27 protein-coding genes are annotated in these 25,349 nt (G+C 60.2%); 14 read left to right on the top strand and 13 right to left on the bottom strand.

Annotated elements, in window-relative coordinates; genetic code table 11:
• Positions 1–3 precede the first annotated feature (3 nt).
• From AB4O08_RS04215 to cysB, 3 genes are all read left to right on the top strand, one after another.
• A complete protein-coding gene (locus AB4O08_RS04215) occupies positions 4–909 on the top strand; it encodes a 5'-nucleotidase (RefSeq protein WP_106120329.1) in 906 nt (301 codons plus the stop codon).
• A 70-nt stretch (positions 910–979) separates the two neighbouring features.
• Positions 980–1,480 (top strand): universal stress protein, encoded by a 501-nt coding sequence (locus tag AB4O08_RS04210; RefSeq protein WP_010211866.1) that lies wholly within the window; start codon positions 980–982, stop codon positions 1,478–1,480.
• Between the two features lie 103 nt (positions 1,481–1,583).
• Positions 1,584–2,558, top strand: coding sequence for an HTH-type transcriptional regulator CysB (cysB, locus tag AB4O08_RS04205; protein ID WP_010211864.1), 975 nt, complete (start codon positions 1,584–1,586; stop codon positions 2,556–2,558).
• Between the two features lie 121 nt (positions 2,559–2,679).
• Here the strand turns inward: cysB and AB4O08_RS04200 are convergent, their stop codons facing one another.
• Together AB4O08_RS04200 and AB4O08_RS04195 are read right to left on the bottom strand one after the other, a co-directional pair.
• Positions 2,680–3,162, bottom strand: a complete 483-nt coding sequence (locus AB4O08_RS04200) for a GreA/GreB family elongation factor (RefSeq protein WP_010211861.1) — start codon at positions 3,160–3,162, stop codon at positions 2,680–2,682.
• A 5-nt stretch (positions 3,163–3,167) separates the two neighbouring features.
• Positions 3,168–3,536 (bottom strand): hypothetical protein, encoded by a 369-nt coding sequence (locus tag AB4O08_RS04195; protein ID WP_010211859.1) that lies wholly within the window; start codon positions 3,534–3,536, stop codon positions 3,168–3,170.
• 132 nt (positions 3,537–3,668) lie between these two features.
• On the opposite strand from AB4O08_RS04195, the gene earP reads away from it, so the two are divergent.
• Positions 3,669–4,802 carry an elongation factor P maturation arginine rhamnosyltransferase EarP gene (gene earP / locus AB4O08_RS04190; RefSeq protein WP_236267177.1) on the top strand — a complete coding sequence of 378 codons (1,134 nt, stop codon included), beginning with the start codon at positions 3,669–3,671 and terminating at the stop codon, positions 4,800–4,802.
• A gap of 49 nt (positions 4,803–4,851) precedes the next feature.
• Positions 4,852–5,424: an elongation factor P gene (locus AB4O08_RS04185; RefSeq protein ID WP_003172723.1), complete on the top strand. Its 573-nt coding sequence runs from the start codon at positions 4,852–4,854 to the stop codon at positions 5,422–5,424.
• Between the two features lie 64 nt (positions 5,425–5,488).
• On the opposite strand, the gene AB4O08_RS04180 is transcribed toward AB4O08_RS04185, so the two are convergent.
• The 4 genes from AB4O08_RS04180 to AB4O08_RS04165 form a co-directional block, all read right to left on the bottom strand.
• Entirely contained in the window at positions 5,489–6,505 is a 1,017-nt protein-coding gene (locus tag AB4O08_RS04180; protein WP_236267178.1) for an alpha/beta hydrolase, read from the bottom strand.
• 28 nt (positions 6,506–6,533) lie between these two features.
• Positions 6,534–6,953, bottom strand: a complete 420-nt coding sequence (locus AB4O08_RS04175) for an organic hydroperoxide resistance protein (RefSeq protein ID WP_010211852.1) — start codon at positions 6,951–6,953, stop codon at positions 6,534–6,536.
• Positions 6,954–7,128: 175 nt separating this feature from the next.
• Complete coding sequence (locus AB4O08_RS04170) at positions 7,129–7,581, bottom strand: MarR family winged helix-turn-helix transcriptional regulator (RefSeq protein ID WP_010211851.1); 453 nt, start codon at positions 7,579–7,581, stop codon at positions 7,129–7,131.
• An 80-nt stretch (positions 7,582–7,661) separates the two neighbouring features.
• Complete coding sequence (locus tag AB4O08_RS04165) at positions 7,662–8,612, bottom strand: LysR family transcriptional regulator (RefSeq protein WP_021492244.1); 951 nt, start codon at positions 8,610–8,612, stop codon at positions 7,662–7,664.
• A 109-nt stretch (positions 8,613–8,721) separates the two neighbouring features.
• Between AB4O08_RS04165 and AB4O08_RS04160 the strand changes: the two genes are divergently transcribed.
• The gene (locus AB4O08_RS04160) at positions 8,722–9,471 is read left to right on the top strand and encodes a sulfite exporter TauE/SafE family protein (RefSeq protein ID WP_010211849.1); all 750 of its coding nucleotides are present in this window, start codon (positions 8,722–8,724) and stop codon (positions 9,469–9,471) included.
• On the opposite strand, the gene AB4O08_RS04155 is transcribed toward AB4O08_RS04160, so the two are convergent.
• Entirely contained in the window at positions 9,461–10,342 is an 882-nt protein-coding gene (locus tag AB4O08_RS04155) for a LysR family transcriptional regulator (protein WP_032882913.1), read from the bottom strand. The genes AB4O08_RS04160 and AB4O08_RS04155 overlap by 11 nt on opposite strands.
• 70 nt (positions 10,343–10,412) lie before the next feature.
• Here AB4O08_RS04155 and AB4O08_RS04150 point away from each other — a divergent pair, with 70 nt between their 5' ends.
• On the top strand, positions 10,413–10,619 hold the full coding sequence (locus AB4O08_RS04150) for a DUF1127 domain-containing protein (protein WP_010211847.1): 207 nt from the start codon (positions 10,413–10,415) through the stop codon (positions 10,617–10,619).
• Between the two features lie 45 nt (positions 10,620–10,664).
• Entirely contained in the window at positions 10,665–11,891 is a 1,227-nt protein-coding gene (locus AB4O08_RS04145; protein WP_460114717.1) for a winged helix-turn-helix domain-containing protein, read from the top strand.
• Between the two features lie 114 nt (positions 11,892–12,005).
• Here AB4O08_RS04145 and AB4O08_RS04140 read toward each other — a convergent pair whose 3' ends face one another.
• Entirely contained in the window at positions 12,006–13,352 is a 1,347-nt protein-coding gene (locus AB4O08_RS04140) for a class II 3-deoxy-7-phosphoheptulonate synthase (RefSeq protein ID WP_010211845.1), read from the bottom strand.
• A gap of 123 nt (positions 13,353–13,475) precedes the next feature.
• Here AB4O08_RS04140 and AB4O08_RS04135 point away from each other — a divergent pair, with 123 nt between their 5' ends.
• Positions 13,476–14,231 (top strand): spermidine synthase, encoded by a 756-nt coding sequence (locus AB4O08_RS04135; protein WP_010211844.1) that lies wholly within the window; start codon positions 13,476–13,478, stop codon positions 14,229–14,231.
• Positions 14,232–14,349: 118 nt separating this feature from the next.
• Here AB4O08_RS04135 and AB4O08_RS04130 read toward each other — a convergent pair whose 3' ends face one another.
• Positions 14,350–15,141 carry a crotonase/enoyl-CoA hydratase family protein gene (locus AB4O08_RS04130; RefSeq protein WP_045792378.1) on the bottom strand — a complete coding sequence of 264 codons (792 nt, stop codon included), beginning with the start codon at positions 15,139–15,141 and terminating at the stop codon, positions 14,350–14,352.
• A 422-nt stretch (positions 15,142–15,563) separates the two neighbouring features.
• On the opposite strand from AB4O08_RS04130, the gene AB4O08_RS04125 reads away from it, so the two are divergent.
• The gene (locus AB4O08_RS04125; RefSeq protein ID WP_010211841.1) at positions 15,564–17,237 is read left to right on the top strand and encodes a DEAD/DEAH box helicase; all 1,674 of its coding nucleotides are present in this window, start codon (positions 15,564–15,566) and stop codon (positions 17,235–17,237) included.
• Between the two features lie 96 nt (positions 17,238–17,333).
• On the opposite strand, the gene AB4O08_RS04120 is transcribed toward AB4O08_RS04125, so the two are convergent.
• Entirely contained in the window at positions 17,334–18,101 is a 768-nt protein-coding gene (locus AB4O08_RS04120; protein WP_154846904.1) for a DODA-type extradiol aromatic ring-opening family dioxygenase, read from the bottom strand.
• 103 nt (positions 18,102–18,204) lie between these two features.
• Between AB4O08_RS04120 and AB4O08_RS04115 the strand changes: the two genes are divergently transcribed.
• Positions 18,205–18,861, top strand: coding sequence for a thiopurine S-methyltransferase (locus AB4O08_RS04115; protein ID WP_010211839.1), 657 nt, complete (start codon positions 18,205–18,207; stop codon positions 18,859–18,861).
• 56 nt (positions 18,862–18,917) lie between these two features.
• Here AB4O08_RS04115 and htpX read toward each other — a convergent pair whose 3' ends face one another.
• Together htpX and AB4O08_RS04105 are read right to left on the bottom strand one after the other, a co-directional pair.
• Entirely contained in the window at positions 18,918–19,805 is an 888-nt protein-coding gene (gene htpX / locus AB4O08_RS04110) for a protease HtpX (RefSeq protein WP_010211838.1), read from the bottom strand.
• Positions 19,806–20,109: 304 nt separating this feature from the next.
• Positions 20,110–21,321 (bottom strand): pyridoxal phosphate-dependent aminotransferase, encoded by a 1,212-nt coding sequence (locus tag AB4O08_RS04105; protein WP_010211837.1) that lies wholly within the window; start codon positions 21,319–21,321, stop codon positions 20,110–20,112.
• A gap of 202 nt (positions 21,322–21,523) precedes the next feature.
• Between AB4O08_RS04105 and msrB the strand changes: the two genes are divergently transcribed.
• The 3 genes from msrB (at position 21,524) to AB4O08_RS04090 (ending at position 23,026) form a co-directional block, all read left to right on the top strand.
• On the top strand, positions 21,524–21,916 hold the full coding sequence (gene msrB / locus AB4O08_RS04100; RefSeq protein ID WP_010211836.1) for a peptide-methionine (R)-S-oxide reductase MsrB: 393 nt from the start codon (positions 21,524–21,526) through the stop codon (positions 21,914–21,916).
• Between the two features lie 148 nt (positions 21,917–22,064).
• Entirely contained in the window at positions 22,065–22,550 is a 486-nt protein-coding gene (locus AB4O08_RS04095; RefSeq protein WP_010211834.1) for a glutathione peroxidase, read from the top strand.
• Positions 22,547–23,026, top strand: a complete 480-nt coding sequence (locus AB4O08_RS04090) for a MarR family winged helix-turn-helix transcriptional regulator (protein WP_010211832.1) — start codon at positions 22,547–22,549, stop codon at positions 23,024–23,026. Before AB4O08_RS04095 ends, AB4O08_RS04090 begins: the two co-directional genes overlap by 4 nt.
• On the opposite strand, the gene AB4O08_RS04085 is transcribed toward AB4O08_RS04090, so the two are convergent.
• Entirely contained in the window at positions 22,980–25,289 is a 2,310-nt protein-coding gene (locus tag AB4O08_RS04085; RefSeq protein ID WP_029529199.1) for a hybrid sensor histidine kinase/response regulator, read from the bottom strand. The two genes, AB4O08_RS04090 and AB4O08_RS04085, sit on opposite strands and share 47 nt — an antisense overlap.
• Between the last annotated feature and the right edge of the window lie 60 nt (positions 25,290–25,349).

The raw sequence follows: 25,349 nt of genomic DNA, 5'->3' as shown, positions 1-25,349 counted from the left end.
ACGATGGCAAAGGGATTGGGCGACAAACTGGTGCTGGCGATCTCGTCGCGGGCCCTCTTTGACTTGAGTGAAAGCCACAAGGTCTACCTGGCCGAAGGGGTCGAAACTTACCGCCAGTACCAGATCGAACACGAGGAGGAAATCCTCGAGCCCGGTGACGCTTTCCCGCTGGTCAAGAAGCTGCTGAGCCTCAATGCCAGTCTCGGCCGTGCCCGGGTCGAAGTGGTGTTGGTGTCGCGCAACAGTGCCGACACTGGCCTGCGCGTGTTCAATTCAATCCAACATTACGGCCTGGATATTTCCCGCGCCGCTTTCGTAGGCGGGCGTAGTCCTTATCCTTATCTGGCAGCGTTTGGTTGCCATCTGTTTCTTTCTACCCACGCTGAAGACGTGCGCAGTGCCCTCGATGCCGGGTTTGCAGCGGCGACGATTCTGTCCGGCGGTCCGAACCGTGCCTCCAGCGAAGAACTGCGCATTGCCTTCGACGGCGACGCGGTGCTGTTCTCCGATGAGTCGGAACGCGTGTACCAGGCCGGGGGGCTGGAGGCGTTCCAGGCCAATGAGCGGGAGTCGGCGCGCCAGCCTTTGCACGGCGGTCCTTTCAAAGGGTTTCTGGCGGCACTCAACTTATTGCAGCGCGAGTTTCCCGATGAGGCCTGCCCGATCCGCACCGCCTTGGTCACTGCCCGTTCGGCGCCGTCACACGAGCGGGTGATTCGCACCTTGCGTGAATGGGATATTCGCCTGGACGAGTCGTTGTTCCTGGGCGGCCTGGAAAAATCCGCGTTCCTGGAGGCGTTTGCTGCCGATGTGTTCTTCGATGACCAGGCCGGGCATTGCGAGAAAGCCATGGAGTTTGTCGCCACCGGGCATGTGCCCCATGGCATCAGTAATGAGGTGAAGCTGTAAGTCAGTCGAAGTCAGCGAGGCGCTGCTAAGCTGATTTCATCTCCGCCATCCTGGCCGCCCAGGAGGTTCTATGATTCGTTCGATGCTGTACGCCACGGACCTCGGTCTGTATGCGCCTTATGTGATGCAGCATGCGCTGGCGCTGGCGCGGACGTTCAAGGCGGACCTGTATGTGATTCACGTAGTCGAGCCCATAGGGCTGTTCGCCGAATCGGTGTTACAGAGCTACCTTGATGAGAAGGCCCTGAGTGAGTGGCAAAGTCAGGGGGTGACCACGGTCATGGCGACGATCGAACAGCGGGTGCTGGACAGTTTTCGCGAGGAGTTGGGTGACGGGGAGCAAGACCTGAAGTTGATTCGCTCGGTACGGGTGATCCAGGGGGACCCGTGTGAGGTGATACTCGACCAACTGCGCAAACTTTCCGTAGACCTGTTGATCGTAGGTAGTCATAGCCATGCAACCGCGGCGGCCACCCCGTTGGGGCGCACGGCTGCTCGGGTGCTGCAGTTGTCTACGGTGCCGGTTTACCTGGTGCCTTCGTTGCAGCGTCGACGCAGTGAGGACGTGTGATGGTTGGGAACGATAAAAAGTTCTAGATTTATCCATCGAACCTTTAATATAGTTATATACCGTCGCTGATACCCGTGGCGTCTATCTGCTTTGAGGGACACATATGAAGCTTCAACAACTGCGCTACATCTGGGAAGTGGCGCACCACGACCTCAACGTTTCCGCTACCGCTCAAAGCCTTTACACCTCGCAACCCGGTATCAGCAAGCAGATCCGCCTGCTCGAAGACGAGCTGGGCGTTGAAGTGTTCGCGCGCAGTGGCAAGCACCTCACCCGTGTCACCCCGGCCGGTGAGCGCATCATCACCACCGCTGGCGAGATCCTGCGCAAAGTCGAAAGCATCAAGCAGATCGCCCAGGAATTCTCCAACGAGAAGAAGGGCACCCTGTCCATCGCCACCACCCACACCCAGGCGCGTTATGCGTTGCCGCCGGTGATCCGCGATTTCATCAAGCAGTACCCGGACGTGGCCCTGCACATGCACCAGGGTTCGCCGATGCAGATCGCCGAGATGGCCGCTGACGGCACCGTCGATTTCGCCATCGCCACCGAGGCCCTGGAGCTGTTCGGCGACCTGGTGATGATGCCGTGCTACCGCTGGAACCGTTGCGTCGTCGTGCCTCAAGGTCACCCGTTGGCCAAGCTGCCGAAGTTGACCCTGGAAGCCCTGGCTGAATACCCGATCGTGACTTACGTATTTGGTTTTACCGGCCGTTCCAAGCTTGACGAAGCCTTCAGCCATCGCGGTCTTACGCCGAAAGTGGTGTTCACCGCAGCCGACGCCGACGTGATCAAGACATACGTGCGCCTGGGGCTGGGCGTGGGCATCGTCGCCAAGATGGCGGTCGACACTGCGCTCGACAAAGACCTGGTGGTGCTGGATGCCAGCGAGCTGTTCGAGTCCAGCGTGACCAAGATTGGCTTCCGTCGTGGCACCTTCCTACGGGGCTTCATGTGCGACTTCATCGAGAAGTTTGCGCCGCACCTGACCCGTGAGGTCATGGCCAAGGCGATCCAGTGCCACAATAAGCAGGAGCTGGAAGCGTTGTTTGATGGCGTTGAGCTGCCCGTCCATTAAGTGAATGAATGCGATCCACTGTAGGAGCTAGCCTGCTCGCGACAATCGTCAACGATAACGCAGGGCGCCAGGATTAACGCGGCGTGCTTGTGTGCTTCGCGAGCACGCTCGCTCCTACAGGTTATCGGGCCTCGGTAACCGTAAAATGTTGCCGAGCGCCCGCCACCAGAATCTCCACCTCATCGCCTTCGAACTTACCCAGCAAGCTTTTGCCCAGTGGCGAGCGCGGGGTGATGACGGTCACCGGTTGCCCGACCACATCGACCTTCAAGCCCGCCGCGTCCGGCGCCAGGAACAGCCACTGCTGGCGACCGTTTTCGTCTTCCAGGCCCAGTAGCGCGCCGATTTCAATGCCCCGCTGATCATCGTAAGCACGCAGTTGCATGTTCTGGCACAGCGCCAACGCTTGCTTGATCTCCTCCACGCGTTTGGCTTGCCCCGCCGCCAGGTAGGATGCTTCCAACCCCAGGGTGTCGTATTTGTTCTCTGCGATGTTTTCTTCGTGGGTCGCGGTTTCGTAGGCGGTCTGCGCGGCGCGTTGGGCAATGTCGAGGTCGAGGGTGAGCTTTTCCAGTACGAGCGGGTGCACGGCGTGTTTATTCATGGTCATCAATCGCAGAATTGCAGGACATTGGCCCGGGTCTTTTCGTTGGGGGCGTTCTGGTCCTGTTGCAGCCAGAACTGGCATTTGGGATTGGACAAGTTACGCGCATTGTTGCGGGCCTGGTCCAGGGTTTGTTGTTGTTCCTGCTTCTGCAGGTTTTGCTGGTACTGCTCGAACATGCGGTTCGGCGGTTCAGGTGCCACCACCGCAGGCTTGCCCAATTGCTGCACGGCCTGGGCCACCGGTGCCAGGCTCTGCGGGAACAGATAGCGCGATGCCAGCCAAGCCGTCAGCGCGATGGCGATAAACCCCAACCACACCCCAAACGCGATGGAAGCACTGAGCTTGAACAGCGACAACGGACGATCAGACATGATGGCCTCCTGGCAGGCATTGACGGCGTGGCGGCAATTGTCGCACAGCCACCGTGCAGAATAATCGCGATCAAGTCTTCTGCATCCGCGCATTTATGCGGACAATCGAGCCTTTGAGCGTTGGAGCCCGGAATGAAAGACCGCTGGGATATTTTTTGTAGTGTCGTCGACAACTACGGCGACATCGGCGTGACCTGGCGCCTGGCCCGGCAATTGGTCGCGGAGCACGCCTGCGATGTGCGCTTGTGGGTCGACGACCTGCGCGCGTTCGAACGCATGTGTCCGGACATCGATGTGGAGCAAGACCTGCAATGGCAGGAAGGCGTCGAAGTGCGCCATTGGCCGGCCGAGTGGGTGAGTGTACCGGCAGCGGATGTGGTGATCGCCGCGTTCGCCTGCCAGTTACCGCCCGACTATATGGAAGCCATGGCTGAACGCGAACGTACGCCGTTGTGGATGAACCTGGATTACCTGAGTGCTGAAGAGTGGGTGGTGGGCTGTCATCGGCTGCCATCGGTGAAATTCAAGGGCGTGCAGAAGTACTTCTTCTTTCCCGGGTTCCGCACCGGCACTGGCGGGTTATTGCGTGAGGCGCGGTTGCTGGAACAACGTAATGCGTTTCAGCAGGATGCCGGTGCACAACGAGACTTCCTACAAGCCTTGGGCATAGTTCCCGCAGTCGATGCGCGGCTGATCTCTCTGTTCGCCTACGAAAATGCTGGCCTCGCCAGCTGGCTCGACGTGTTATCGACGGACGGGCGTGCCACTCATCTGCTGGTTCCGGAGGGGCGTATTCTGGGCGACGTGCAGCGCTGGCTCGATGTGGAACGGCTGGTCGCGGGCGATATCCAGCAACGCGGATCGCTGACGGTGCAGGTCATCGCGTTCGTGCGCCAGGGACAATACGACCGTCTACTGTGGTGCTGCGACTTCAATGCCGTGCGCGGCGAAGACTCGTTCGTGCGCGCCCAATGGGCCGGGCGGCCGTTGTTGTGGCACATCTACCGTCAGGACGAAGACATCCATCTCGACAAGCTCGACGCCTTCCTGGAGCTGTACACCGCCGACTTATCAGCGGCGGCAAGCGCGGCGTTGATCGGTCTCTGGCAAGCCTGGAACACGGAGGCCGATATGGCTCAACCGTGGAAAATGCTGCTGGAGCACTGGCCGGAGGTGAGCCAGCGCGCCGAAACATGGTGTCTGGAACAGGGTTTGCAAGCCGATCTTGCGACGGCGCTGGTGAAGTTTTATGAAAGTTGGATATGATACGCCACCTTGAATTTTGTAAATCCCATCCAAATTTCGGATATATGCAATGAAAACTGGTAAAGAACTGAAACCCGGTACAGTGATCCGTCTCGAAAACGACCCTTGGCTGGTTCAGAAAGCTGAGTTCACCAAGTCTGGTCGTAACAGCGCAATCATGAAGACCAAGCTGAAGAACCTGCTGACCGGTTACAAGACCGAGATCGTCTACAGCGCCGATGACAAACTGGACGACGTAATCCTCGACCGCAAAGAAGCGACCCTGTCCTTCATCAGCGGCGACACCTACACGTTCATGGACACCACTGACTACACCATGTACGAGCTGAACGCTGAAGATATCGAAGCCGTTCTGCCGTTCATCGAAGAAGGCATGGAAGACGTCTGCGAAGCTATTTTCTTCGAAGAGCGCCTGGTTTCCGTAGAGCTGCCGACCACTATCGTGCGTAAAGTGGCATACACCGAAGGTTCCGCTCGCGGCGACACTTCGGGCAAGGTGATGAAGCCTGCCAAGCTGAGCAACGGTACCGAACTGCAAGTGGCCGATTTCATCGAAATCGACGACCTGATCGAAATCGACACCCGCGAAGGTGGTTCGTACAAAGGTCGCGCCAAGAAGTAATTCTGGCCCTGCCGATACGAAAAAAGCCCGACCATGCGTCGGGCTTTTTTATGCGCGTTACGTTTTACTTCAAGTGTTGCTTCAGTTCATCCGAGGCCTGGAGCAGCGCGGAGCGGACTGCTGGGACTTGGCTGACCACGTTGAGCAAACCGTAGTCGTGGATCATGCCGTTGTAACGTACGGTGGTGACCGCTACACCGGCTGCGTCCAGCTTGCGGGCATAGGCTTCGCCTTCATCGCGTAACACGTCGGCGCCGGCTGTTTGAATCAGCGCCGGCGGCAAGCCTTTCAGCTGGTCAATGGTCGCCCGCAGCGGCGAGGCGTAGATCTCGGCGCGCTGGTTGGCGTCGGTGGTGTAGTTGTCCCAGAACCACTTCATCATGTTGCGGGTGAGGAAGTGCCCTTCGGCGTATTGGTTATAGGACCCTGTGTCGAAATTGGCGTCGGTCACCGGCCATAACAGCACTTGGAACTTGATCGCCGGTGTGCCCTTGTCCTTGGCCATCAGGCTGACCACTGCCGCCATATTACCGCCGACACTGTTGCCCGCTACCGCCAGGCGCTTGCCATCGACGTTGATCTCTTGGCCGTGCTCGGCCACCCATTTTGTCGCGCCGTAGGCTTGGTTGATCGCCACCGGGTAGTGCGCTTCCGGCGAAGGTGTGTAGTTGACGAACACCGCCACCGCCCCCGAACCCACCACCAGATCCCGCACCAGGCGTTCATGGGTCGGATAGTCCCCAAGCACCCAGCCGCCGCCGTGGAAGAACATGAACACCGGCAATGTGCCCTTGACCCCGGCCGGACGCACGATGGTCAGGTCCAGCGGCTTGCCATCGACCTGGATGGTCTTCTGGCTCACATCCGCTTTGGGCAAGGTCAGCTTCACACCGGCCTGGGCGCCGGTCAGTACGGCACGGGCGTCCTTTGGCGTCAGTTGTTCCATCGGTTTGCCGGTGCCGGCGTTCAACACGTCCAGAAAAGCTTGGGTGGAGTGTTCGACTTCACCTGACGCAGCAAAGGCGTTGGTGATGGACAAGGCGAGCAGGGTGCCGGTGAGTGCTTTACCAATTGTGTTCATTGCGTTCTCCAGGGGCGGCCGAGGTCATTTAGACAGTCACGTGCAGGCGTACATCAACGTTGCCACGGGTGGCGTTGGAGTACGGGCAGACTTGGTGAGCGGCGTCGACCAGGCTTTGCGCGTCGTCTTGAGCCAGGCCCGGCAGGCTGATGTGCAGGTCGATATCCAGGCCGAAACCACCAGGAATCTGGCCGATACCGACGTGGGCGGTGATCGAGGCGTCATCCGGGATTTTGCGTTTTGTCTGGCTGGCGACGAATTTCAGGGCGCCGATGAAGCAGGCCGAGTAGCCGGCAGCGAACAGTTGCTCAGGGTTGGTGGCCTGGCCGCCGGCGCCACCCAGTTCTTTAGGGGTGGAGAGTTTGACGTCGAGGATGTTGTCGTTGGAAACAGCACGGCCATCACGGCCGCCGGTGGCGGTAGCTACTGCGGTATAGAGCGTTTGCATGGCGTTTTCCTCTTTGTTTTAGCGCTAAATGTTTGCGCGCTAAGTAGTTGGTGAGGAGAATGTATAGCGCCAATGTTTTGCGCGCAAGATAAATTTATAAAATTATTCAGAGGGCGGGACGAACGGTCGTTGTCTGCGGGCGCAGCGGAGTCGACGCCCTTGAAGGGGAAGGGGTTTAAATGCTGGCTTGCAGGTTAGCGCGCAACGCAATCAGGTCGCCCTGCAACTTACGCAATTGGTCCAACTCCAGGCCGCTTGCACCGAGGATGCAGTGGGGAATTCCCATGGCCCGGTCTTGCAGGGCGCGGCCGGCGGCGGTCAATTCCACGACCACCACGCGTTCATCTTCGCGGCTGCGGGTACGGCTGAGCAGGCCTTCGACTTCCAGGCGCTTGAGCAGCGGTGTCAGCGAGCCCGGATCAGTCAGCAGGCGACTGCTGATTTCGCCGACGGTCAAACCATCCTCTTCCCACAACACCATCATTGCCAGGTACTGCGGGTAGGTCAGGCCCAGCGCTTGCAGCAGTGGCTTGTAGACCTTGGTCATCAGCAGCGAGGTCGAGTGCAGGGCGAAGCACAGCTGGTTATCCAGCATCAGGGATTCGCAAGGATCGGGATTTTTGCTCATGGCGTTGCCTCCGGAAAACGTCTCTGGGCTGGAATCTAGCGGGCAAATCTTTAATGCGCCAGATAATTCTGTCCGAGCGGTCAGACCAAGCCACTTTGCAATGCCAGGTCCCACGGCGGCACGGGGCTGAAGCGGGTTTTGAGGTATTCCAGCAACAAGCGGCTGCGTGCGTTGGGTTGCTGTTCCAGGCGTAGTGCATAGATCCCGGTGGTTTCGGGGCTGGGCAGGCCATTTTCGCAAAACAATGGCAGCAGTTCGCCGCGCACCAGGTATTCACTGGCCAGCCAGGTGGGCAGGTGGGCAATGCCCAGTCCGGCCAGGGCACCGGACAGCAAGGCTTCGGCGTTATTTGCACTCATGCGGATGCGACGTGGGCGATAGGTAGCACGGCGCCCATCCAGCTCGAATCGCCAGGCGAATGTTGGCGCCAGGCCATCCCAGTCCAGCCCGTCGTGTTCGCTCAGCTCCTGAGGGTGGTTCGGCATGCCTCGGCTCTTCAGATAGGCCGGGCTGGCACAGGCGACGCGCACGATGCTCGCCAGTGGGGTAGCGATCAACCGCGTGTCGACGATATGCCCGGCGCGCAGTACCAGGTCAACCTTGCCCAGGTGCGCGCCCTGCATGTCCACAAAACTGTCGATCAGATGCAGGTGCACATCCAGCCCTGGGTAGACATTCAGGAAGTCCGCAATCACCGGCGCCAGGTGCCGTCGACCGAACGCCGCTGGCGCATCCACCCGAATCAGACCCTCCGGCGCATGGCTCAACGACACGGCTTCGGCCCGTGCTAATTGCAACTCGCTGACGATCCGCCGCGCCCGCTCGGCAAACGCCACACCCGCCGGGGTCGGCACTACCGCGTGGGTGCTGCGCTGGAATAGGCGGCTGCCCACCGAGCTTTCCAGGCTGTCGATCCGCCGCGCCACCGCGGAGGGCGTCAAGGGATGACGGCGTGCTGCCGCGGAAAAACTGCCGGTTTCCAACACATCGAGAAACAGGCTCAGTTGATCAGTCAGAGTATTGGGGTTCATCAAACGAATGCTTATGCGAGATTGGCACAGCCATTGTGCGTTGCTGTGCGTTTCCGCGCCAGAGTCGACTGCGTAGGATGCAAGGCCTGTGATTGCGGAGTGACAAGCTGTGTTGGATTTAATGATGTACCTGGTATTGGGCGCGGCCCTCGGCACAGTGGGTGGGCTGTTCGGCATTGGCGGCGGGCTGATCGCGATCCCGGTGCTGGGCGTGTTGTTCGGCCTGGATCAGCAACTGGCCCAGGGCACGGCACTGGTGATGGTCGTGCCCAATGTGATGCTAGCGCTGTGGCGCTACCACCAGCGCAACCGCATTGAACTGCGCCATGCGTTGCCGTTGGGCGTGATGGGTTTCAGTTTCGCCTGGCTCGGTTCGATCTGGGCCGTGGGCCTGGATGCGGGCGCCATGCGCATCGGCTTTATTGCCTTCCTGCTGACGCTCTCGGCCTACAACCTGGTGCGCATGTTCACCCGCAACGCACCGCCGACGGCGCAGATGCGTTACTCCTGGCCGTGGCTCGGGGTGCTGGGTGCGGCATCCGGTTCCATGGGCGGTTTATTCGGTGTGGGTGGCGCAGTGGTTGCCACGCCGGTGCTGACCAGTGTGTTCGGCACTAGCCAGGTGGTTGCCCAAGGCCTGTCCCTGGCCCTGGCACTGCCGAGTACCGGTGTAACTCTGGTCACCTACGCCTGGCACCAGGAAGTGGACTGGATGATCGGCGTCCCCTTGGCCATCGGCGGTTTGCTCAGTATCAGTTGGGGCGTGAAAGTCGCCCACGCCCTCCCGGAGCGTGTACTGCGCGGCCTGTTCTGCGGCTTTCTGGTGGTGTGCGCGGTGATGCTGACCTTTAAGGTCTGAAACCTTCGATGATGTATTCCGCCAGGCAGTCGGTGATGGGCGAATTCATCTGGGGGTTGCGCAACAAGTGCAGGTTCATCGAGGGCAGGGGGGGCAGGCCTTCGTCCTTGCCCAGCACCCGCAGGTCTTCAGTCACCAGGCTTTCCATGCTGACCATCACCGCCAGGCCGGCGTTGACCACCGCCTGGATCGCCGCCACGTTGGAGCTGTGATAGGCGAGGCGATAATCCCGCCCGGCCGCCTCCAGTGCTGAGCGCGCCCACTGGGTATAGAGACAGTCGACACCGGACATCGCCAGTGGCAGGGCATCATGCTCGTCCGTGCAAAAGCACGGCGCTGCCACCCACACCATGCGTTCTGTGCGCAACAGCTCACCGATTTCATTGCCTGGCTCGCGGCTGACGACGGTCAACGCCAAATCCCGCCGCTGCATCAGCACTGATGAAGATTCGCAGTGCATCTCGATCTGAATCAGCGGGTAGGCCTTGGAAAACTGCTTGAGAATTCCCGGTAGGAAACGCATCACGTAATCATCTGGCGTGCCGATGCGCACCAACCCCACCATGTGCGGCTCACGCAGGGTGTTGAACACCTCACTGTGCAGTTTCAGGATGCGCCGTGCATAGCCCAGCAACACCTGGCCCTCGGGCGTCAGTCGCACCTGCCGACCATCACGCTCGAACAGCTTGCGCTGCAACACGTCTTCTTCCAGGCGCTTCATCTGCATGCTCACCGCCGATTGGGTGCGGTTGACCAATTCACCTGCGCGGGTGAAACCACCCTGGTCGGCAATGGCGACGAAGGTGCGCAGCACTTCTGTGTCGATGCTCGGAAAGCTGGACAATTGATCAATCTCTGAGATGTATTGCATAAAAAACATTCGTTGGATTGATCATAAGCCCAGGCACACACTTGCGCCATCCCCACTCGAGGGCGCGAAGATGAAAGGTCAAAGAGGTTTTGTGTTGATGGCGAAACGTCCGTTTGCCGGGCTGTTTCACAAGATTGCCCGTTGGCAGGTGGTGCATGCGGAACGCCAGATGCTGGCAACCTTGAGCGATGATGCGCTCAAGGATATCGGGCTCAATCGCGGCGACGTAGAGCAGGAGCGGCAGCTGCATTTCTGGCAAGACCCGCTGCGAAAATGATCGCGGATGCAGTAGGGTGGGTGGCGCGCCCATACGGAGATTCCCATGCCCGCCGACCTGTCTTTTTCACTCAAGCAAGCTCGGCGCATGGCGCTGGCGGCCCAGGGTTTTTCCGGGCGCCAGGCGCCTGCACTGATTAAGGCTGCGCATCTCAACCGGATGATCGAGCGTCTGGGTGTATTGCAGATCGATTCAGTGAATGCCGTGGTGCGCTCGCATTACCTGCCGCTGTTTTCCCGTTTGGGTCATTACTCCCCTTTACTCCTTGAGCAGGCGGCCTGGAGCCAGGGCCGGCGGCGTTCGTTGTTCGAATACTGGGGGCATGAGGCTTCGCTGTTGCCGCTGGCGCTTTACCCGTTGATGCGTTGGCGCATGGCGCGGGCGCAGCAGGGGCAGGGAATTTATTCGCAGATGGCGCGTTTTGGGCGTGAGCAGCAGACCACGATCCGGCGGGTTTTGCAGATCGTCGAGCAGCAGGGCGCGCTGGGTGCTGGTAGTTTGTCGACCCGTGCGGAACGTGCCGGTCCTTGGTGGGACTGGAGCGATGAGAAACACGCGCTGGAATGGCTGTTTGCTGCCGGCCTGGTGACTGTTGCAGGCCGACGCGGCTTTGAACGTCTCTACGATCTGCCAGAGCGGGTCATTCCCAGCGATATCCTTCAAACCTCTGTGACTGAGGCGCAAGCCCAGCGCGGTTTGCTGCTGCACAGCGCTACGGCGCTGGGCGTGGGCACCGAAAAGGACCTGCGCGATTACTTCCGTCTCGACCCTGCCGACAGCCGCTCTCGCCTCGCCGAACTGGTGGAAGACGGCCAACTGCGGGTTTGCCAAGTACAAGGTTGGAAGCAACCGGCTTACTGCCTGCCTGACCCGAAAGTGCCACGCAACGTGCCGGCCAGCGCTCTGCTGTCGCCGTTCGACTCGCTGGTCTGGGAACGCAGCCGCACCGAGCGTCTGTTCGACTTCCGATACCGCCTGGAGATTTATACCCCGCAAGACAAGCGAGTGTACGGCTACTACGTGCTGCCGTTTCTGTACAACGAACGGATCGCTGCACGCGTCGACCTGCGCGCCGAACGCGCCAATGGACGCCTGGCGGTGCATGCGGAGCACGAAGAAGAGTCGGGACTCGATGATGAGGGTATGCAGGCGCTGGCGCAGAACCTGTTGCAAATGGCCGGTTGGCTGGGACTGGAACAGGTGCAGCTCAATTGCCAGCGGCCGAGTGCCGACCGGTTAAGGGCGGCAATGCTTGATAGGGGTGGGCTTTAGGGCCTCTTCGCGAGCAAGCCCGCTCCCACATGTGACCGCGTAGATCCTGTAGGAATGCCGTCGAATGTGGGAGCGGGCGTGCTCGTGAAGGCGTCAGTGCAGGCGACTTAAATCTCAGCGTTTGACTTGTTTAAGCGTCTCGGCAATCAGAAACGCCAATTCCAGCGACTGATCGGCATTCATCCGTGGGTCGCAGTGGGTGTGGTAGCGGTCCGACAATCCATCCTCGGTGATCGGCCGCGCGCCGCCGATGCACTCGGTGACGTTTTGCCCGGTCATCTCGATGTGAATCCCGCCGGCATAAGTCCCCTCGGCCTGGTGCACCTGGAAGAACTCCTTCACCTCGCCCAGGATCTGCGCAAAGTCGCGGGTCTTGTAGCCGCTGCTGGCCTTGATGGTGTTGCCGTGCATCGGGTCGGAACTCCACAGCACCTGCTTGCCTTCGCGCTGCACGGCGCGAATCAGGCCTGGCAGATGGTCGCCGACCTTGCCTGCACCCATGCGTGCGATCAGGTTGAGGCGGCCGGGGTCGTTGTCCGGGTTGAGGATGTCGATCAAGCGGATCAGGTCATCCGGGTTCATGCTCGGGCCGACCTTGACCCCGATCGGATTGTTCACTCCACGCAGGAACTCGACGTGGGCGCCATCCAGTTGGCGGGTGCGGTCGCCGATCCACAGCATGTGCGCCGAGCAATCGTAGTAGTCGTTGGTCAGGCTGTCGCGGCGCACGAACGCTTGCTCATAGTTGAGCAGCAACGCTTCGTGGGCGGTGAAGAAACTGGTTTCGCGCAGTTGCGGCGAGCTGTCCATACCGCAGGCGCGCATGAAGGCCAGCGTCTCATCGATGCGGTCGGCCAGTTGGCTGTATTTCTCGGCCAGCGCGGAGTTGGCGATGAAGTCCAGGTTCCACTTGTGCACTTGGTGCAGGTCGGCAAAACCGCCCTGGGCGAAGGCGCGCAGCAGGTTAAGGGTGGCGGTGGACTGGTGGTAGGACTGCAGCAGGCGGTCCGGGTCCGGCACGCGGCTTGTTTCGTCGAAGCCGATACCGTTGACGATGTCGCCACGGTAAGCGGGCAGGGTGATGCCGTCGATGGTTTCATCGTTGGCCGAGCGCGGCTTGGCGAACTGGCCAGCCATGCGCCCGACCTTGACCACCGGGCAACCGGCGGCGAAGGTCATCACGATGGCCATCTGCAGCAGTACCTTGAAGGTGTCGCGGATTTTCGCGGCGGAGAACTCGGCAAAACTCTCGGCGCAATCGCCGCCTTGCAGCAGGAATGCGCGGCCCTGGGTCACCTCGGCAAACTGGCGACGCAACTCGCGGGCTTCCCCGGCAAACACCAGTGGCGGGTAGCTGGCCAGGTTCTGCTCTACTTGCAGCAAGTGCGCAGCGTCCGGGTACTGGGGTTGTTGCTGGATCGGCAGGGCGCGCCAGCTGTCGGGGCTCCAGGGTTGGCTCATCATGAACTCGATTGGCTGATTAGAGATCGGGCGCCAATGTTATCAGCAATTAGTGCGTGACCTGTTGCCGCCGGTTGGCCGACAATCGCGCCTTTGCCGTGCGGTAAACCGTTAGGAGTAGTGATGACCGAGGAGCGTGTCGAGCGCCTGCTGGCCGAAGTCCATGATGATTTCGGCATGATCCGTGTGCTCGAAGTGGCGGATTACCGGTTTCTGGAATTCGGAGATGCCATCGAACAGAGCTGCGTATTTACCGCCGACCCCAGCTGGCTGGAGTACGACTACACCCGCGCCATGTTGATCGGCGCGTTGTGCCATGAGCAACCGGAAAGCGCGCTGTTCCTTGGGTTGGGCGCCGGCACGCTGACCCAGGCCTGTCTCAAGTTCCTGCCGCTGGAAGACGTGGAAGCCATCGAGCTGCGCCCCGATGTGCCGCGCCTGGCCATCGAGTACTTGGGGCTGGACGACGACCCGCGGCTGTATATTCGCATTGGCGATGCCCTGCAATTGCTCGACAGCGCCGAAGCGGCCGACTTGATCTTTGTTGACCTCTATACCGACGTCGGCCCCGGTGTCGGGCACCTGGCCTGGACCTTCCTGGAAAACTGCCAGAAAAAACTCAATCCCGGTGGTTGGCTGGTGATCAACCAGTGGGCCACCGACGATGGCAAACCCCTGGGGGCGGCGTTGTTGCGTGGCTTGTACCACCGGCATTACTGGGAACTGCCGGTGAAGGAGGGCAATGTGATTCTGCTGGTGCCGTCGGAGCTGGATCAGGTATTGGACCTGGGTGCGCTTTCGGCGCGTGCCGAAGCGTTGGCGCCGCGGTTGGGATACTCGTTGCAGCCGTTGATCAAGGCGATTCGTCCCGCAACCTAGTCGCCTGTAACGATGCCATCGCCGGCAAGCCTGCTCCCACATTTTGACCGCATTTCCCTGTTGAAATGCATTCCCCTGTGGGAGCGGGCTTGCCCGCGAAGAGGCCGGTACTGCCCGTTCAAATACCCTTGAACACCCCAGGGCGCTTCTCGATCATCGCTCGTACGCCTTCCTTGGCATCCTCGCTGTTGAGCAGTTTATCCACCATCGGCGGCAAAGCCGCAGCCGCCACGGTCTCGCCTTCCACCCGCGCCAGCCGTGCCGACATCAACGTGGCCTGTACGCCCAGAGGTGCCTGGCGGGCGATACGGTTGGCCAGTTCGACGGCGCGGGGCAGCAGGTCTTCGCTGGCCATCACTTCCTGCACCAGGCCCAGGCGCAGGGCGTCATGGGCGTCGAACTCATCGCCGGTCAACAGCCAGCGCATGGCGTTGCCCCAGCCGGCAATCTGATGAAAGCGCAACGTCGCGCCGCCAAACGGAAAGATCCCACGCTGAACTTCCATCTGCGCAAAGCGCGTATTGCTGGCGCAGAGGTTGATATCTGCAGCCAGCATCAGCTCTATCCCGATAGTCAGGCAGTAACCCTGGGCCGCGACGATCACCGGTTTGCTCACGCGTGGGCCGGCAAACACGCCCCAGGGATCGCAACCGCCCAAGGGCGGCTGCCAGCCACCGGCCATCACCCCACTGACATTGGCCAGATCGAGCCCGGCGGTGAAGTGATCGCCATGGGCGAACACCACGGCGACCCGCGCGTCGGTGTTTCGATCAAATTCGCCATACGCCAGGCTCAGCTCATTGAGCAGATCCAGATCGAACGCGTTGCGTTTGGCCACCCGGTCCAGGCCTAAAAGCAAGACATGACCCTGGAGTTCACGGCTGACGCGGCTGCTACTGGCTTGATTCATGGGTGTGCCCTCGGGCGCAGGGAAGGATTTCGGACCAAAGGGGCCGAAAGGTAAGGTGAAACGTTTAAGTGTTATGACCAGCAGGGCCGGGCCTTTGAAAAATAGACCTTGCCGGTGTTATCTGCAAAGGCTGTGACACAGCGCGGTTTGTCGGTGCTTTGCGATAAAAAAAGCTCCCTTTTTCAGCTATTTCCGGTATAGTGCGCGCCGGCCTTTAACCGGGCCGCGTTTAGGTAGCGCAATTCCCCGAAGTCAGCTTCGGCTGCACGTCCGCACAGCGGACTCTCCCTTGACGAATCTTTTTCATTCATTCGTTTTCGCAAATCCCCGCCGACAAAGCAGCCAGGGCGACTCTTGAGTCTCAACACGGCATGCGCAGCTTTGGAGCATGGGTCTTTGCGGATGCACTTAGAGGCAGACCCATGACCCAGGAAACCGGCGGCTTCGCCGCTTTTAATCTTAACCCGAATATTCTTGCAGCCGTCGCAGCGACCGGCTACGAAGAGCCTTCGGCGATTCAGCAGCAATCGATCCCGATCATCATGGCCGGCAAGGACATGATCGGCCAGGCGCAAACCGGTACCGGCAAAACCGCCGCGTTCGCTTTGCCTATCCTGCATTGCATCGATCCTGCCAAGCGCGAACCGCAAGCCCTGATCCTGGCGCCAACCCGTGAGTTGGCGCTGCAAGTAGCAACCGCTTTTGAAACCTACGCCAAGCAAATGCCGGGCGTAACCGTTGTGGCCGTTTACGGCGGCGCGCCTATGGGCCCACAACTGAAAGCAATCCGTAATGGCGCACAGATCGTTGTCGCCACGCCGGGCCGTCTGTGCGACCACCTGCGTCGTGACGAGAAAGTCCTGTCGACCGTGAACCACCTGGTTCTGGACGAAGCTGACGAAATGTTGAAGCTGGGCTTCATGGATGACCTGGAAGTCATCTTCAAGGCGCTGCCACCGACCCGTCAGACCGTTCTGTTCTCGGCCACCCTGCCGCAGTCGATCCGTGCCATTGCCGAGCGTCACCTGCGCGATCCAGAGCACGTGAAGATCCAGACCAAGACTCAGACCGTTACCGCGATCGAACAGGCTCACCTGTTGGTTCACGCTGACCAGAAGACCTCGGCTGTATTGAGCCTGCTGGAAGTCGAAGACTTCGACGCCCTGATCATGTTCGTGCGCACCAAGCAAGCGACCCTGGACCTGGCCAGTGCCCTGGAAGCCAAAGGCTACAAAGCCGCTGCGCTGAACGGTGACATCGCCCAGAACCAACGTGAGCGCGTGATCGACTCTCTCAAGGATGGCCGTCTGGACATCGTTGTGGCGACCGACGTTGCCGCCCGTGGCCTCGACGTTCCACGTATCACCCACGTGTTCAACGTTGACATGCCGTACGACCCAGAGTCCTACGTTCACCGTATCGGCCGTACTGGCCGTGCCGGTCGCGAAGGTCGTGCACTGCTGCTGGTGACTCCACGTGAGCGCCGCATGCTGCAAGTGATCGAGCGTGTAACCGGTCAGAAAGTTGCCGAAGTCCGCCTGCCGGATGCCCAAGCCGTTCTGGATGCTCGCATCAAGAAACTGACCAACAGCCTGTCGCCACTGGTGGCTGACGCTGAATCGACTCACGGCGACCTGCTGGACCGCCTGACCGCCGATATCGGTTGCACCCCGCGTGCCCTGGCTGCAGCCCTGCTGCGCAAGGCGACCAATGGTCAAGCCTTGACCCTGGCAGCTATCGAGAAAGAACGTCCACTGGTGCCGAACAGCGCTCCGCGCGGTGATCGTCCAGAGCGTTCCGGCGACCGTCCAGACCGTGGTGATCGCGAGCGTCGTGCTCCAGTGCCATTGGCTGAAGGCCGTGCTCGTTGCCGTACCGCGCTGGGCGCGCGTGATGGTATCGCTGCCAAGAACCTGCTGGGCGCTATCCTCAATGAGGGTGGCCTGGCACGTGAAGCCATCGGTCGCATCCAGGTTCGTGACAGCTTCTCCCTGGTGGAGCTGCCGGAAGACGGTCTGGAAAAACTGCTGGCCAAGCTGAAAGACACTCGCGTTGCCGGTAAGCAGCTGAAGCTGCGTCGCTACCGCGAAGATTGATCCGCCCCTGGGCTGATTGATCGCACATAAAAAATCCCCGACTGGTTCGGGGATTTTTTTTGGCTGAAATTCGCCTGTAGGCGACGGCAAGGGGCGTTAGCCGAAGCGGTAGATGTCCATGCCCAACGCGCCCATAGTGAAGCCTTGGTGCGCGATGCTGAAATCACCCCCAGCGCCACGTGCGAAGTACAGCGGCAGCAGGTGCTCGTCACTGGGATGGCTGCGTACGGCATTCGGCGCCTGGCGCCGATAGTCGTGCAGGGCGGCTTCATCGTCGGCTGCCAGCTTATCGACCACCCAGTCCCGGAAGTCTCGCGCCCATGGCTCGATGCTTTCAGGCCCTGCATGCCAGTCCAACTCGCCCAGGTTGTGGGTGATGCTGCCCGAACCGATCAGCAGTACGCTGTGCTCACGCAGGCTGGCAAGGGCATGCCCGACACGGGTCTGCAGAACAGGGCCCATGCGGCTGGGCAGGGACACCTGTACCACCGGGATATCGGCCGTTGGGTACATCAGCGACAGCGGCACCCAGGTGCCGTGGTCGAATGGACGACGGTCATCGGTGCGGGCATTCAGACCGTCGGCCTTCAGCAACTCGACAATCCTACCGGCCAGTTGCGGGTCGCCCGGCGCCGGGTACTGCACGGCAAACAATTCGCGAGGGAATCCGCCGAAGTCGTGCCAGGTTTCAGGCGTGGCGCTGCCGCTGACCAGGAGTTCGTCGCTTTCCCAGTGCGCCGACACCACCACGATGGCCTTCGGGCGTGGCAACTCGGCAGCAAGACGCTGCAGGGCCGGGCCGCTGGCACCGGGTTGCAGGGCAAGCATGGGCGAACCGTGGGAGATAAACAGGCTGGGGAGCATAAGTGGGGTCCTGAGCGTTAACATGGGCCCATCTTCAGTCAGATCATTGATCTAAATCTAATATAAGTTTTAGCACCATTTGATCGAATTTTATGGAGGATCTATGGAACCTGAGTTTTGGCAGGAGCGCTGGGCGCGCAATCAGATCGGCTTTCATCTGCCCGAGGTCAACCCTTACCTGCAACGACATTGGTCGCAGCTGGCGCTCGTCGAGGGCGCCAGGGTGCTGGTGCCCTTGTGCGGCAAGAGCCTGGACCTGATGTGGTTGGCCAGTCATGGGCTGCGGGTGATGGGGGTGGAGCTGTCGGAGCAGGCCGTGGAGGCGTTTTTCAGCGAACAGAACCTTGTGCCACGTATCACTCGGCGGGATGCCTTTACGGTGTACCAGACTGATCTGATCGAAGTGTGGTGCGGCGACTTCTTCGCTCTGGACGCCGAAGCCTTGGCCGGTTGCACCGCATTATATGACCGCGCCGCCCTGATCGCCTTGCCGCCGCTGATGCGTGCGCAGTACGCCGAGCATTTGAGTCGCCTGCTGCCTTCGGGTTGCCAGGGACTGCTGATCACCCTTGATTACGACCAGTCGCAAAAAGCCGGGCCACCGTTTGCTGTGACGGATGATGAAGTCAAGGTGCTGTTCGGCTCGGACTGGACCGTGAAGACGCTGCAAGAGCAAGACGTCCTGGGGGAGAGCTGGAAGTTTGTTCAGGAGGGTGTCACGCGGCTTGATGAGCGGGTTTATTGGCTGGGCAGGGCGTAAACCTTGTCCATAAAAAAAGGGGCGATCCAATCGCCCCTTTTTTGCAATGCGGGTTATCAGCCCATGCGACGCAGTGCGTCGATACGCTCTTCCAGCGGCGGGTGGCTCATGAACAGGCGAGCCATGCCCTGCTTGATGCCACCGTTGATGCCGAAGGCGGTCAGGCTGTCCGGCATGTGCACCGGCAGGCCCTGCTCGGAGCGCAGGTGTTGCAGCGCTGCGATCATCGCCCCGGTACCGGCCAGGCGGGCACCGGCTTCATCTGCACGGAACTCTCTCTTGCGTGAGAACCACATAGTGATTGCGCTGGCCAGGAAGCCCAGCACCAACTCGGCGAAGATGGTCGCCACGAAGTAGGCAATGCCGCGGCCGCCTTCGTTCTTGAAGATCACCTTGTCGACAAAGTTGCCGATGATCCGTGCAAAGAACATCACGAAGGTGTTCACCACGCCTTGTACCAGCGCCAGGGTGACCATGTCACCGTTGGCCACGTGGCCGATCTCGTGGGCCAACACGGCCTTCACTTCATCGTACGAGAAGCGTTCCAGCATGCCCTGGCTAACCGCAACGAGTGCGTCGTTCTTGTTCCAGCCGGTCGCAAAGGCGTTGGCTTCATAAGCCGGGAAGATCCCGACTTCAGGCATTTTGATACCGGCTTCGCGGGATAACTCCTCAACGGTCTGCAGCAACCATTGCTCGTGCCGGGTACGGGGTTGGGTGATCACCTGGGTGCTGGTGCTCATCTTCGCCATCCACTTGGAGATGAACAGCGAGAACAGCGAGCCGGCAAAACCAAAGACCGCACAGAAAATCAGCAGCTGATTGAGGTTCAGGTCAACCCCGTTGGCCGCCATGAACCCATTGAAGCCGAAAAGGCTCAAGGTGATGCTGGCAATCAGCACGACCGCAAGGTTAGTGGCCAAGAACAGCAGGATGCGCATCATGGTTGTAGAATTCTCCTCATGCTTAATATGTCGCGTACTGCGGGGTATATAAGGTGCGGCATGGGGTGATTCAACCGAGCGACTATTTCAAACTGTGTCCTACAGCTTGAATGTAGAGCCTTGAAGGGCATTTCCGATGGGGAAAAGACGGCTGAATCGGTTTTCCGTAGCCTCGCAGCCCTGTAATTACGGGGGGTAGGTGGCTTTTGCGCTGGCCGCGAACTGCCTGTCTGTGGGAAAGGCAGAGAAGTGTTGCCAGATACTCGCTGTACGACCGATTGTCGGTCGTACAGCGCCGTTTCCATTACTGGCGATAGGACTTGAGGAAGTTGCCGATGCGACCAATGGCCATTTCCAGATCGTCCACACGCGGCAGCGTCACCACGCGGAAGTGATCCGGCCACGGCCAGTTGAATGCGGTGCCTTGCACCACCAGCAGCTTTTCCGACAGCAGCAGGTCGAGCACGAATTTCTCATCGTTGAGGATCGGGCACACCTTTGGGTCGATCCGCGGGAAGGCGTACAGCGCACCCATGGGTTTCACACAGCTCACGCCCGGGATTGCGTTGAGCAGTTCCCAGGTGCGGTTGCGCTGTTCCAGCAGCCGGCCTTGGGGCAGAACCAGATCATTGATGCTCTGGTAGCCGCCCAGGGCGGTCTGGATGGCGTGCTGGCTCGGTACGTTGGCGCACAGGCGCATATTGGCCAGTATGTCGATACCTTCGATGTAGCTCTGGGCGTTGTGCTTGGGGCCGGAGATCGCGATCCAGCCGGAACGGAAGCCCGCCACGCGGTAGGACTTGGACAGGCCGTTGAAGGTCAGGCACAGCAGGTCCGGCGCCAGGGAGGCGGTGCACACGTGCACGGCGTCATCGTAGAGGATCTTGTCGTAGATCTCGTCGGAGAACACCACCAGGTTGTGCTGGCGTGCCAGTTCGAGCATGCCCAGCAAGACTTCCCTGGAGTACACCGCACCGGTCGGGTTGTTCGGGTTGATGATCACCAGAGCCTTGGTGTTCGGGGTGATCTTGGCCTTGATGTCGGCCAGGTCCGGGAACCAGTCTGCGCCTTCGTCACACAGGTAGTGCACCGGATGGCCGCCGGCCAGGGTCACAGCGGCGGTCCACAGTGGGTAGTCGGGCGCCGGCACCAGCACTTCGTCGCCGTTGTTGAGCAAGGCCTGCATGGACATCACGATCAGCTCGGACACGCCGTTGCCCAGGTAGATGTCTTCGATGCCGACACCTTCGACCTGCTTTTGTTGGTAGTACTGCATCACCGCCTTGCGTGCGCTGAACAGGCCCTTGGAGTCGCTGTAGCCCTGGGCGGTGGGCAGGTTGCGGATCACGTCCTGAAGGATTTCGTCCGGCGCTTCGAAACCAAAAGGCGCCGGGTTGCCGATGTTCAGCTTGAGGATGCGATGGCCTTCCTCCTCCAGGCGTTTGGCGTGCTTGAGCACTGGGCCGCGAATGTCGTAGCAGACGTTGGCGAGCTTGTTCGATTTGCTGACCTGCATGGCGATGTGATCCTGAAAATGAACGATCCAGACGGTGGGGACACTACCGTACTGCGAATCCTGCGGGGCCCGCACCCATAAATACGTTTGAATGCCGGTAGCGCGGGTGCCAGACTGGCGTTTTGAAGAGGCGCAATCATACGTGCCGCCTGATCCATGGAAAAGACACAGATCAGGCTTTTTCAGTTGCCGAGGTGTACCGATGGAAAAGTTGCAGAAAACCGTTGAAGAATGGAAGGCGATGCTCGATCCGGAGCAATACAACGTGTGCCGTCTCAAGGGCACCGAGCGACCCTTCAGCGGCAAGTACAATGGCACCAAGACCGACGGTGTGTACCACTGCATTTGCTGCAACGAGCCGTTGTTCGACGCCAAAACCAAGTTCGACTCCGGCTGCGGCTGGCCGAGCTTCTATGCGCCGATCGCCGACAGCGCGATGATCGAGATCCGTGACGTCAGCCACGGCATGATCCGCACCGAAGTCACCTGCGCCAAATGCGATGCCCACCTGGGGCATGTGTTTCCGGACGGTCCGCCGCCGACCGGCCTGCGTTACTGCATCAACTCGGTGTGCCTGAACCTCGTCCCGCGCTGAATTGAACCGCGCGGCGCCCTGTAGGAGCGAGCCCGCTTACTCCTACAGGTGTGGGTTGATATCACGGCATCAATATCGTCAATTAAATTGCACGCAATTGAATTGCTTACTATGTTTGTTGTTCTTTTCTCCCGATCGAGGCATTGCCATGAGCAACAACCTGCTGAGCATCCCTTGCACCACCATCAAGGGTGAGCAAAAGACCTTGGCCGATTTCGCCGGCAAGGCCATCCTCGTGGTCAATACCGCGAGCAAGTGCGGCTTCACCCCGCAATACAAGGGGCTGGAACAGCTCTGGCAGCAGTACAAGGACCAGGGATTAGTGGTGTTGGGCTTCCCCTGCAACCAGTTCGGCAAGCAAGAGCCCGGTAACGAAGGCGCAATTTCCGAGTTCTGCGAGCTGAATTTCGGCGTCAGCTTCCCGCTGTTCAAGAAGATCGACGTGAATGGCAGCGACGCCCACCCGTTGTTCGTGCAACTGAAAGAACAGGCGCCGGGCCTGCTGGGCTCCAAGGGCATCAAGTGGAACTTCACCAAGTTCCTCATCGGCCGTGACGGCCAGGTGGTCAAACGCTTTGCGCCGACCACTAAGCCGCAGGACCTGACCCAAGAGATCGAAGCCCTGCTCAAATGACCGTCTCCCTGGCTCTCGACAACCAACTGTGTTTCAAGCTCTACGCCGCGTCCAGGGCGGTGACTCGCGCATACAAGCCGATGCTCGATCAATTGGGCCTGACTTATCCGCAATACCTGGTGATGCTGGTGTTGTGGGAGTGGCACGCCGCCACGCCGGCGCAACCCACGGTCAAGGCGTTGGGTGAGCGCTTGATGCTGGATTCGGGCACGCTGACGCCGCTGCTCAAGCGCCTTGAGCAACTCGGTTTGGTCAAGCGCCAGCGCAGCGCCAAGGATGAGCGGGAGGTGCACCTGAGCTTGAGCGAAACCGGTGTGCAGTTGCGCGACCAGGCTCATGGGCTCAAGACCCGGCTGCTGTGTGACAGCGGCATCGACCTGAACCAGGCCGACGCCCTGCGCGATGGCCTGGATCAGTTGCTTCGGCAGATCAGAGACTTGTCGTCTTCGGCACCCACAGCTCCAGCAGGCCACTGAGTTCTTCGCGACGGAACGGCTTGGCCAGGTAGTCGTTCATGCCCGCGGCCCGGCAACGTTCGCGCTCTTCGGACAGCGCGTTGGCGGTCAACGCGACAATCGGCAGGTCCGGCCAGCGCCCGCTGCGACGAATCTGCCGGCTGGCTTCGTAGCCGTCCATCACCGGCATATTGCAGTCCATCAACACCAGGTCGAAGTGTTGTTCCTCAAGAAACTTGAGTGCCTCGCCACCGTGGGCGGCCACGATCACCTCACACCCCAGTTTGCTGAGCATACCCTTGGCCACCAGCTGGTTGACCGGGTTGTCCTCCACTAGCAGGATGCGTGCCCTGTGCACCAGGGGCGCGGTTTCCATCTGGATCGGGTCGAGGATCAGTTGCGCGTCGCTGCGCAAGTTACGTTGCAGTATCTGATACAGCGCATTGCGGCTCAGCGGGCGCGCCTGTTGTTGCAGCGGTGCGAGTGCGGCGACTTCTTCACTGGGCATGAAATTGCCATAGGCGGTCACCACCAGGATCGGTGCCGTGATGGTGGGGCGCAGGCGAAACAGGCATTCCGGGCAGTCGGTGATCAGCAGGTCGGGGGTTTGCCCGCTTAAATCTTCATCACGCGGGTAGCATCGGGGTGTCAGCCCCCAGTGGGGCAGCAGGGTGGTGAGCAGTTCCGTCAGGCCGCTGCCGGTGCTGGTGATGGCGATCACTTCACCCTTGAGCGGTGCGGGTTGTATTGCGGGAAGATGGGTGGGCAGCGGCAGGTCGGCGCAGAACTGGCTACCGAACCCCACTTCGGAGCTGATGCTCAGCCGGCCTTTCATGGCTTCACACAGGTTATGTGTCAGCGCCAGACCCAGGCCCGTGCCGCCGAACTGGCGAGTGATACCGGCGCCGGCCTGGGTGAAGGGTTGGAAGATCTTCACCTGGGCTTCCTGCGCAATACCGATGCCGGTATCGCAGACCTCGATACGTACCTGGCCTTCATGCGCGCTGAGGCGAACATCCACGCGGCCGAAGCGCGTGAACTTCAAGGCGTTGGACAGCAGGTTGCTGACGATCTGCCGTACACGGGTCGGGTCGCCCAGGACCTGGGCGGGAAACTGCGGGTCGATCAGGCACGTCAGCTCGACGCTCGGCGCGGCGTTCTGCGACAACAGGTTGGCGGTGTCTTCCACCAGCGAACCCAGGTCGAACGGGATGCGCTCCAACTCCAACTGGCCAGCGTCGAACTTGGACAGGTCGAGGATATCGTTGAGCAACTCCACCAGCACCTTGCCCGAGTCATGGGCTATAGACAGTTGCTGGCGCTGTTCGGCGTTGAGTGGGCTGTCGAGTGACAGCGCGATCATCCCCAGCAGGCCGTTGAGCGGTGTGCGGATTTCGTGGCTCATGTTGGCCAGGAACGCCGCCCGTGCCTGGGCCATGCCCAATGCATGCATCTTCGCCGCTTCCAGTTCATCGTTGGACTGGCTCAGCCGCTGGTTGCTGGCTTTGAGCTCCAGGGTACGGGCAGAGACGATGTCTTCCAGTTGCCCGAGGTATTCGGTGAGCCGATCTTCAGCGTGACGACGTTGCTGGATCTCCGTCTCCATGTTCTCAAACTGCTGATTGGCAACGTTCACCAGCACGCCGATTTCGTCGTGCTCATGGCCCGGTGGGCAATCCAGGCGTGCCTGTTTGCGGTTGCTCAATTCGCGGATGATACGTACCAGGGGCTGGGTCAACATCACGTAGAACAAACCCAGCAAGATGCCGGTCAGTAACAGGCTGCGGACGAAGCCGTTGAGGAGGGTGACCTCCGCGCGGCGCAGGAAGCGGCTACCAAAGGCATAGGTGTCCACGTCCAGGCGTAGCACGCCGAGGGACTCGTTGGGCATATGGCTGAGGAACAATCGGTCTTCAAACTGGCGGTTGGCACCGAACAGGAAGTCGCTGACCGGGCGGTAGGAGCTTTCTTTGCGTGGGCGGTCGACATCGGCCAACACCACACCGTTGTTGTCGATCAACTGGGCATGAATGATGGCGGGGGAGTGCAGCAGGCCCAGGGTCAGTTCCTGAGCCAGTTCGGCGTCGATGTTATAGGCGATGCGTGAGGCGGGGTTATGGCTGATTTCGATCAGCGAGCGAATTTCGCGGTTGATGGATGCGTCTTCGCTGGCATAATCAATGCCGATTTGGATCAGGCTGAGCAAGGTTCCCAAGACGAAACCGACCAGCACAGTCAATCTGGCTTGTTTATAAGACAAGCGGTGGGCGAACTTGATATCCATCGAGTGTTGAACCACTTCACGTTTCCCTTCGCCCGGCAAGCATAGCTGAACATCCACAGG

It is taken from the genome of Pseudomonas sp. H3_E07 (genome assembly GCF_054668895.1).
Note: the sequence above shows the minus strand (reverse complement) of the source record. Positions and strands in the feature narration are given on the sequence as shown.

Excerpts from the sequence above, each read along its gene's own strand:
- AB4O08_RS04215 (WP_106120329.1), top strand. The coding sequence starts at position 4 with ATGGCAAAGGGATTGGGCGACAAACTGGTGCTGGCGATCTCGTCGCGG.
- AB4O08_RS04210 (WP_010211866.1), top strand. The coding sequence starts at position 980 with ATGATTCGTTCGATGCTGTACGCCACGGACCTCGGTCTGTATGCGCCT.
- cysB (WP_010211864.1), top strand. The coding sequence starts at position 1,584 with ATGAAGCTTCAACAACTGCGCTACATCTGGGAAGTGGCGCACCACGAC.
- AB4O08_RS04200 (WP_010211861.1), bottom strand. The coding sequence starts at position 3,162 with ATGAATAAACACGCCGTGCACCCGCTCGTACTGGAAAAGCTCACCCTC.
- AB4O08_RS04195 (WP_010211859.1), bottom strand. The coding sequence starts at position 3,536 with ATGTCTGATCGTCCGTTGTCGCTGTTCAAGCTCAGTGCTTCCATCGCG.
- earP (WP_236267177.1), top strand. The coding sequence starts at position 3,669 with ATGAAAGACCGCTGGGATATTTTTTGTAGTGTCGTCGACAACTACGGC.
- AB4O08_RS04185 (WP_003172723.1), top strand. The coding sequence starts at position 4,852 with ATGAAAACTGGTAAAGAACTGAAACCCGGTACAGTGATCCGTCTCGAA.
- AB4O08_RS04180 (WP_236267178.1), bottom strand. The coding sequence starts at position 6,505 with ATGAACACAATTGGTAAAGCACTCACCGGCACCCTGCTCGCCTTGTCC.
- AB4O08_RS04175 (WP_010211852.1), bottom strand. The coding sequence starts at position 6,953 with ATGCAAACGCTCTATACCGCAGTAGCTACCGCCACCGGCGGCCGTGAT.
- AB4O08_RS04170 (WP_010211851.1), bottom strand. The coding sequence starts at position 7,581 with ATGAGCAAAAATCCCGATCCTTGCGAATCCCTGATGCTGGATAACCAG.
- AB4O08_RS04165 (WP_021492244.1), bottom strand. The coding sequence starts at position 8,612 with ATGAACCCCAATACTCTGACTGATCAACTGAGCCTGTTTCTCGATGTG.
- AB4O08_RS04155 (WP_032882913.1), bottom strand. The coding sequence starts at position 10,342 with ATGCAATACATCTCAGAGATTGATCAATTGTCCAGCTTTCCGAGCATC.
- AB4O08_RS04150 (WP_010211847.1), top strand. The coding sequence starts at position 10,413 with ATGAAAGGTCAAAGAGGTTTTGTGTTGATGGCGAAACGTCCGTTTGCC.
- AB4O08_RS04145 (WP_460114717.1), top strand. The coding sequence starts at position 10,665 with ATGCCCGCCGACCTGTCTTTTTCACTCAAGCAAGCTCGGCGCATGGCG.
- AB4O08_RS04140 (WP_010211845.1), bottom strand. The coding sequence starts at position 13,352 with ATGAGCCAACCCTGGAGCCCCGACAGCTGGCGCGCCCTGCCGATCCAG.
- AB4O08_RS04135 (WP_010211844.1), top strand. The coding sequence starts at position 13,476 with ATGACCGAGGAGCGTGTCGAGCGCCTGCTGGCCGAAGTCCATGATGAT.
- AB4O08_RS04130 (WP_045792378.1), bottom strand. The coding sequence starts at position 15,141 with ATGAATCAAGCCAGTAGCAGCCGCGTCAGCCGTGAACTCCAGGGTCAT.
- AB4O08_RS04125 (WP_010211841.1), top strand. The coding sequence starts at position 15,564 with ATGACCCAGGAAACCGGCGGCTTCGCCGCTTTTAATCTTAACCCGAAT.
- AB4O08_RS04120 (WP_154846904.1), bottom strand. The coding sequence starts at position 18,101 with ATGCTCCCCAGCCTGTTTATCTCCCACGGTTCGCCCATGCTTGCCCTG.
- AB4O08_RS04115 (WP_010211839.1), top strand. The coding sequence starts at position 18,205 with ATGGAACCTGAGTTTTGGCAGGAGCGCTGGGCGCGCAATCAGATCGGC.
- htpX (WP_010211838.1), bottom strand. The coding sequence starts at position 19,805 with ATGATGCGCATCCTGCTGTTCTTGGCCACTAACCTTGCGGTCGTGCTG.
- AB4O08_RS04105 (WP_010211837.1), bottom strand. The coding sequence starts at position 21,321 with ATGCAGGTCAGCAAATCGAACAAGCTCGCCAACGTCTGCTACGACATT.
- msrB (WP_010211836.1), top strand. The coding sequence starts at position 21,524 with ATGGAAAAGTTGCAGAAAACCGTTGAAGAATGGAAGGCGATGCTCGAT.
- AB4O08_RS04095 (WP_010211834.1), top strand. The coding sequence starts at position 22,065 with ATGAGCAACAACCTGCTGAGCATCCCTTGCACCACCATCAAGGGTGAG.
- AB4O08_RS04090 (WP_010211832.1), top strand. The coding sequence starts at position 22,547 with ATGACCGTCTCCCTGGCTCTCGACAACCAACTGTGTTTCAAGCTCTAC.
- AB4O08_RS04085 (WP_029529199.1), bottom strand. The coding sequence starts at position 25,289 with ATGGATATCAAGTTCGCCCACCGCTTGTCTTATAAACAAGCCAGATTG.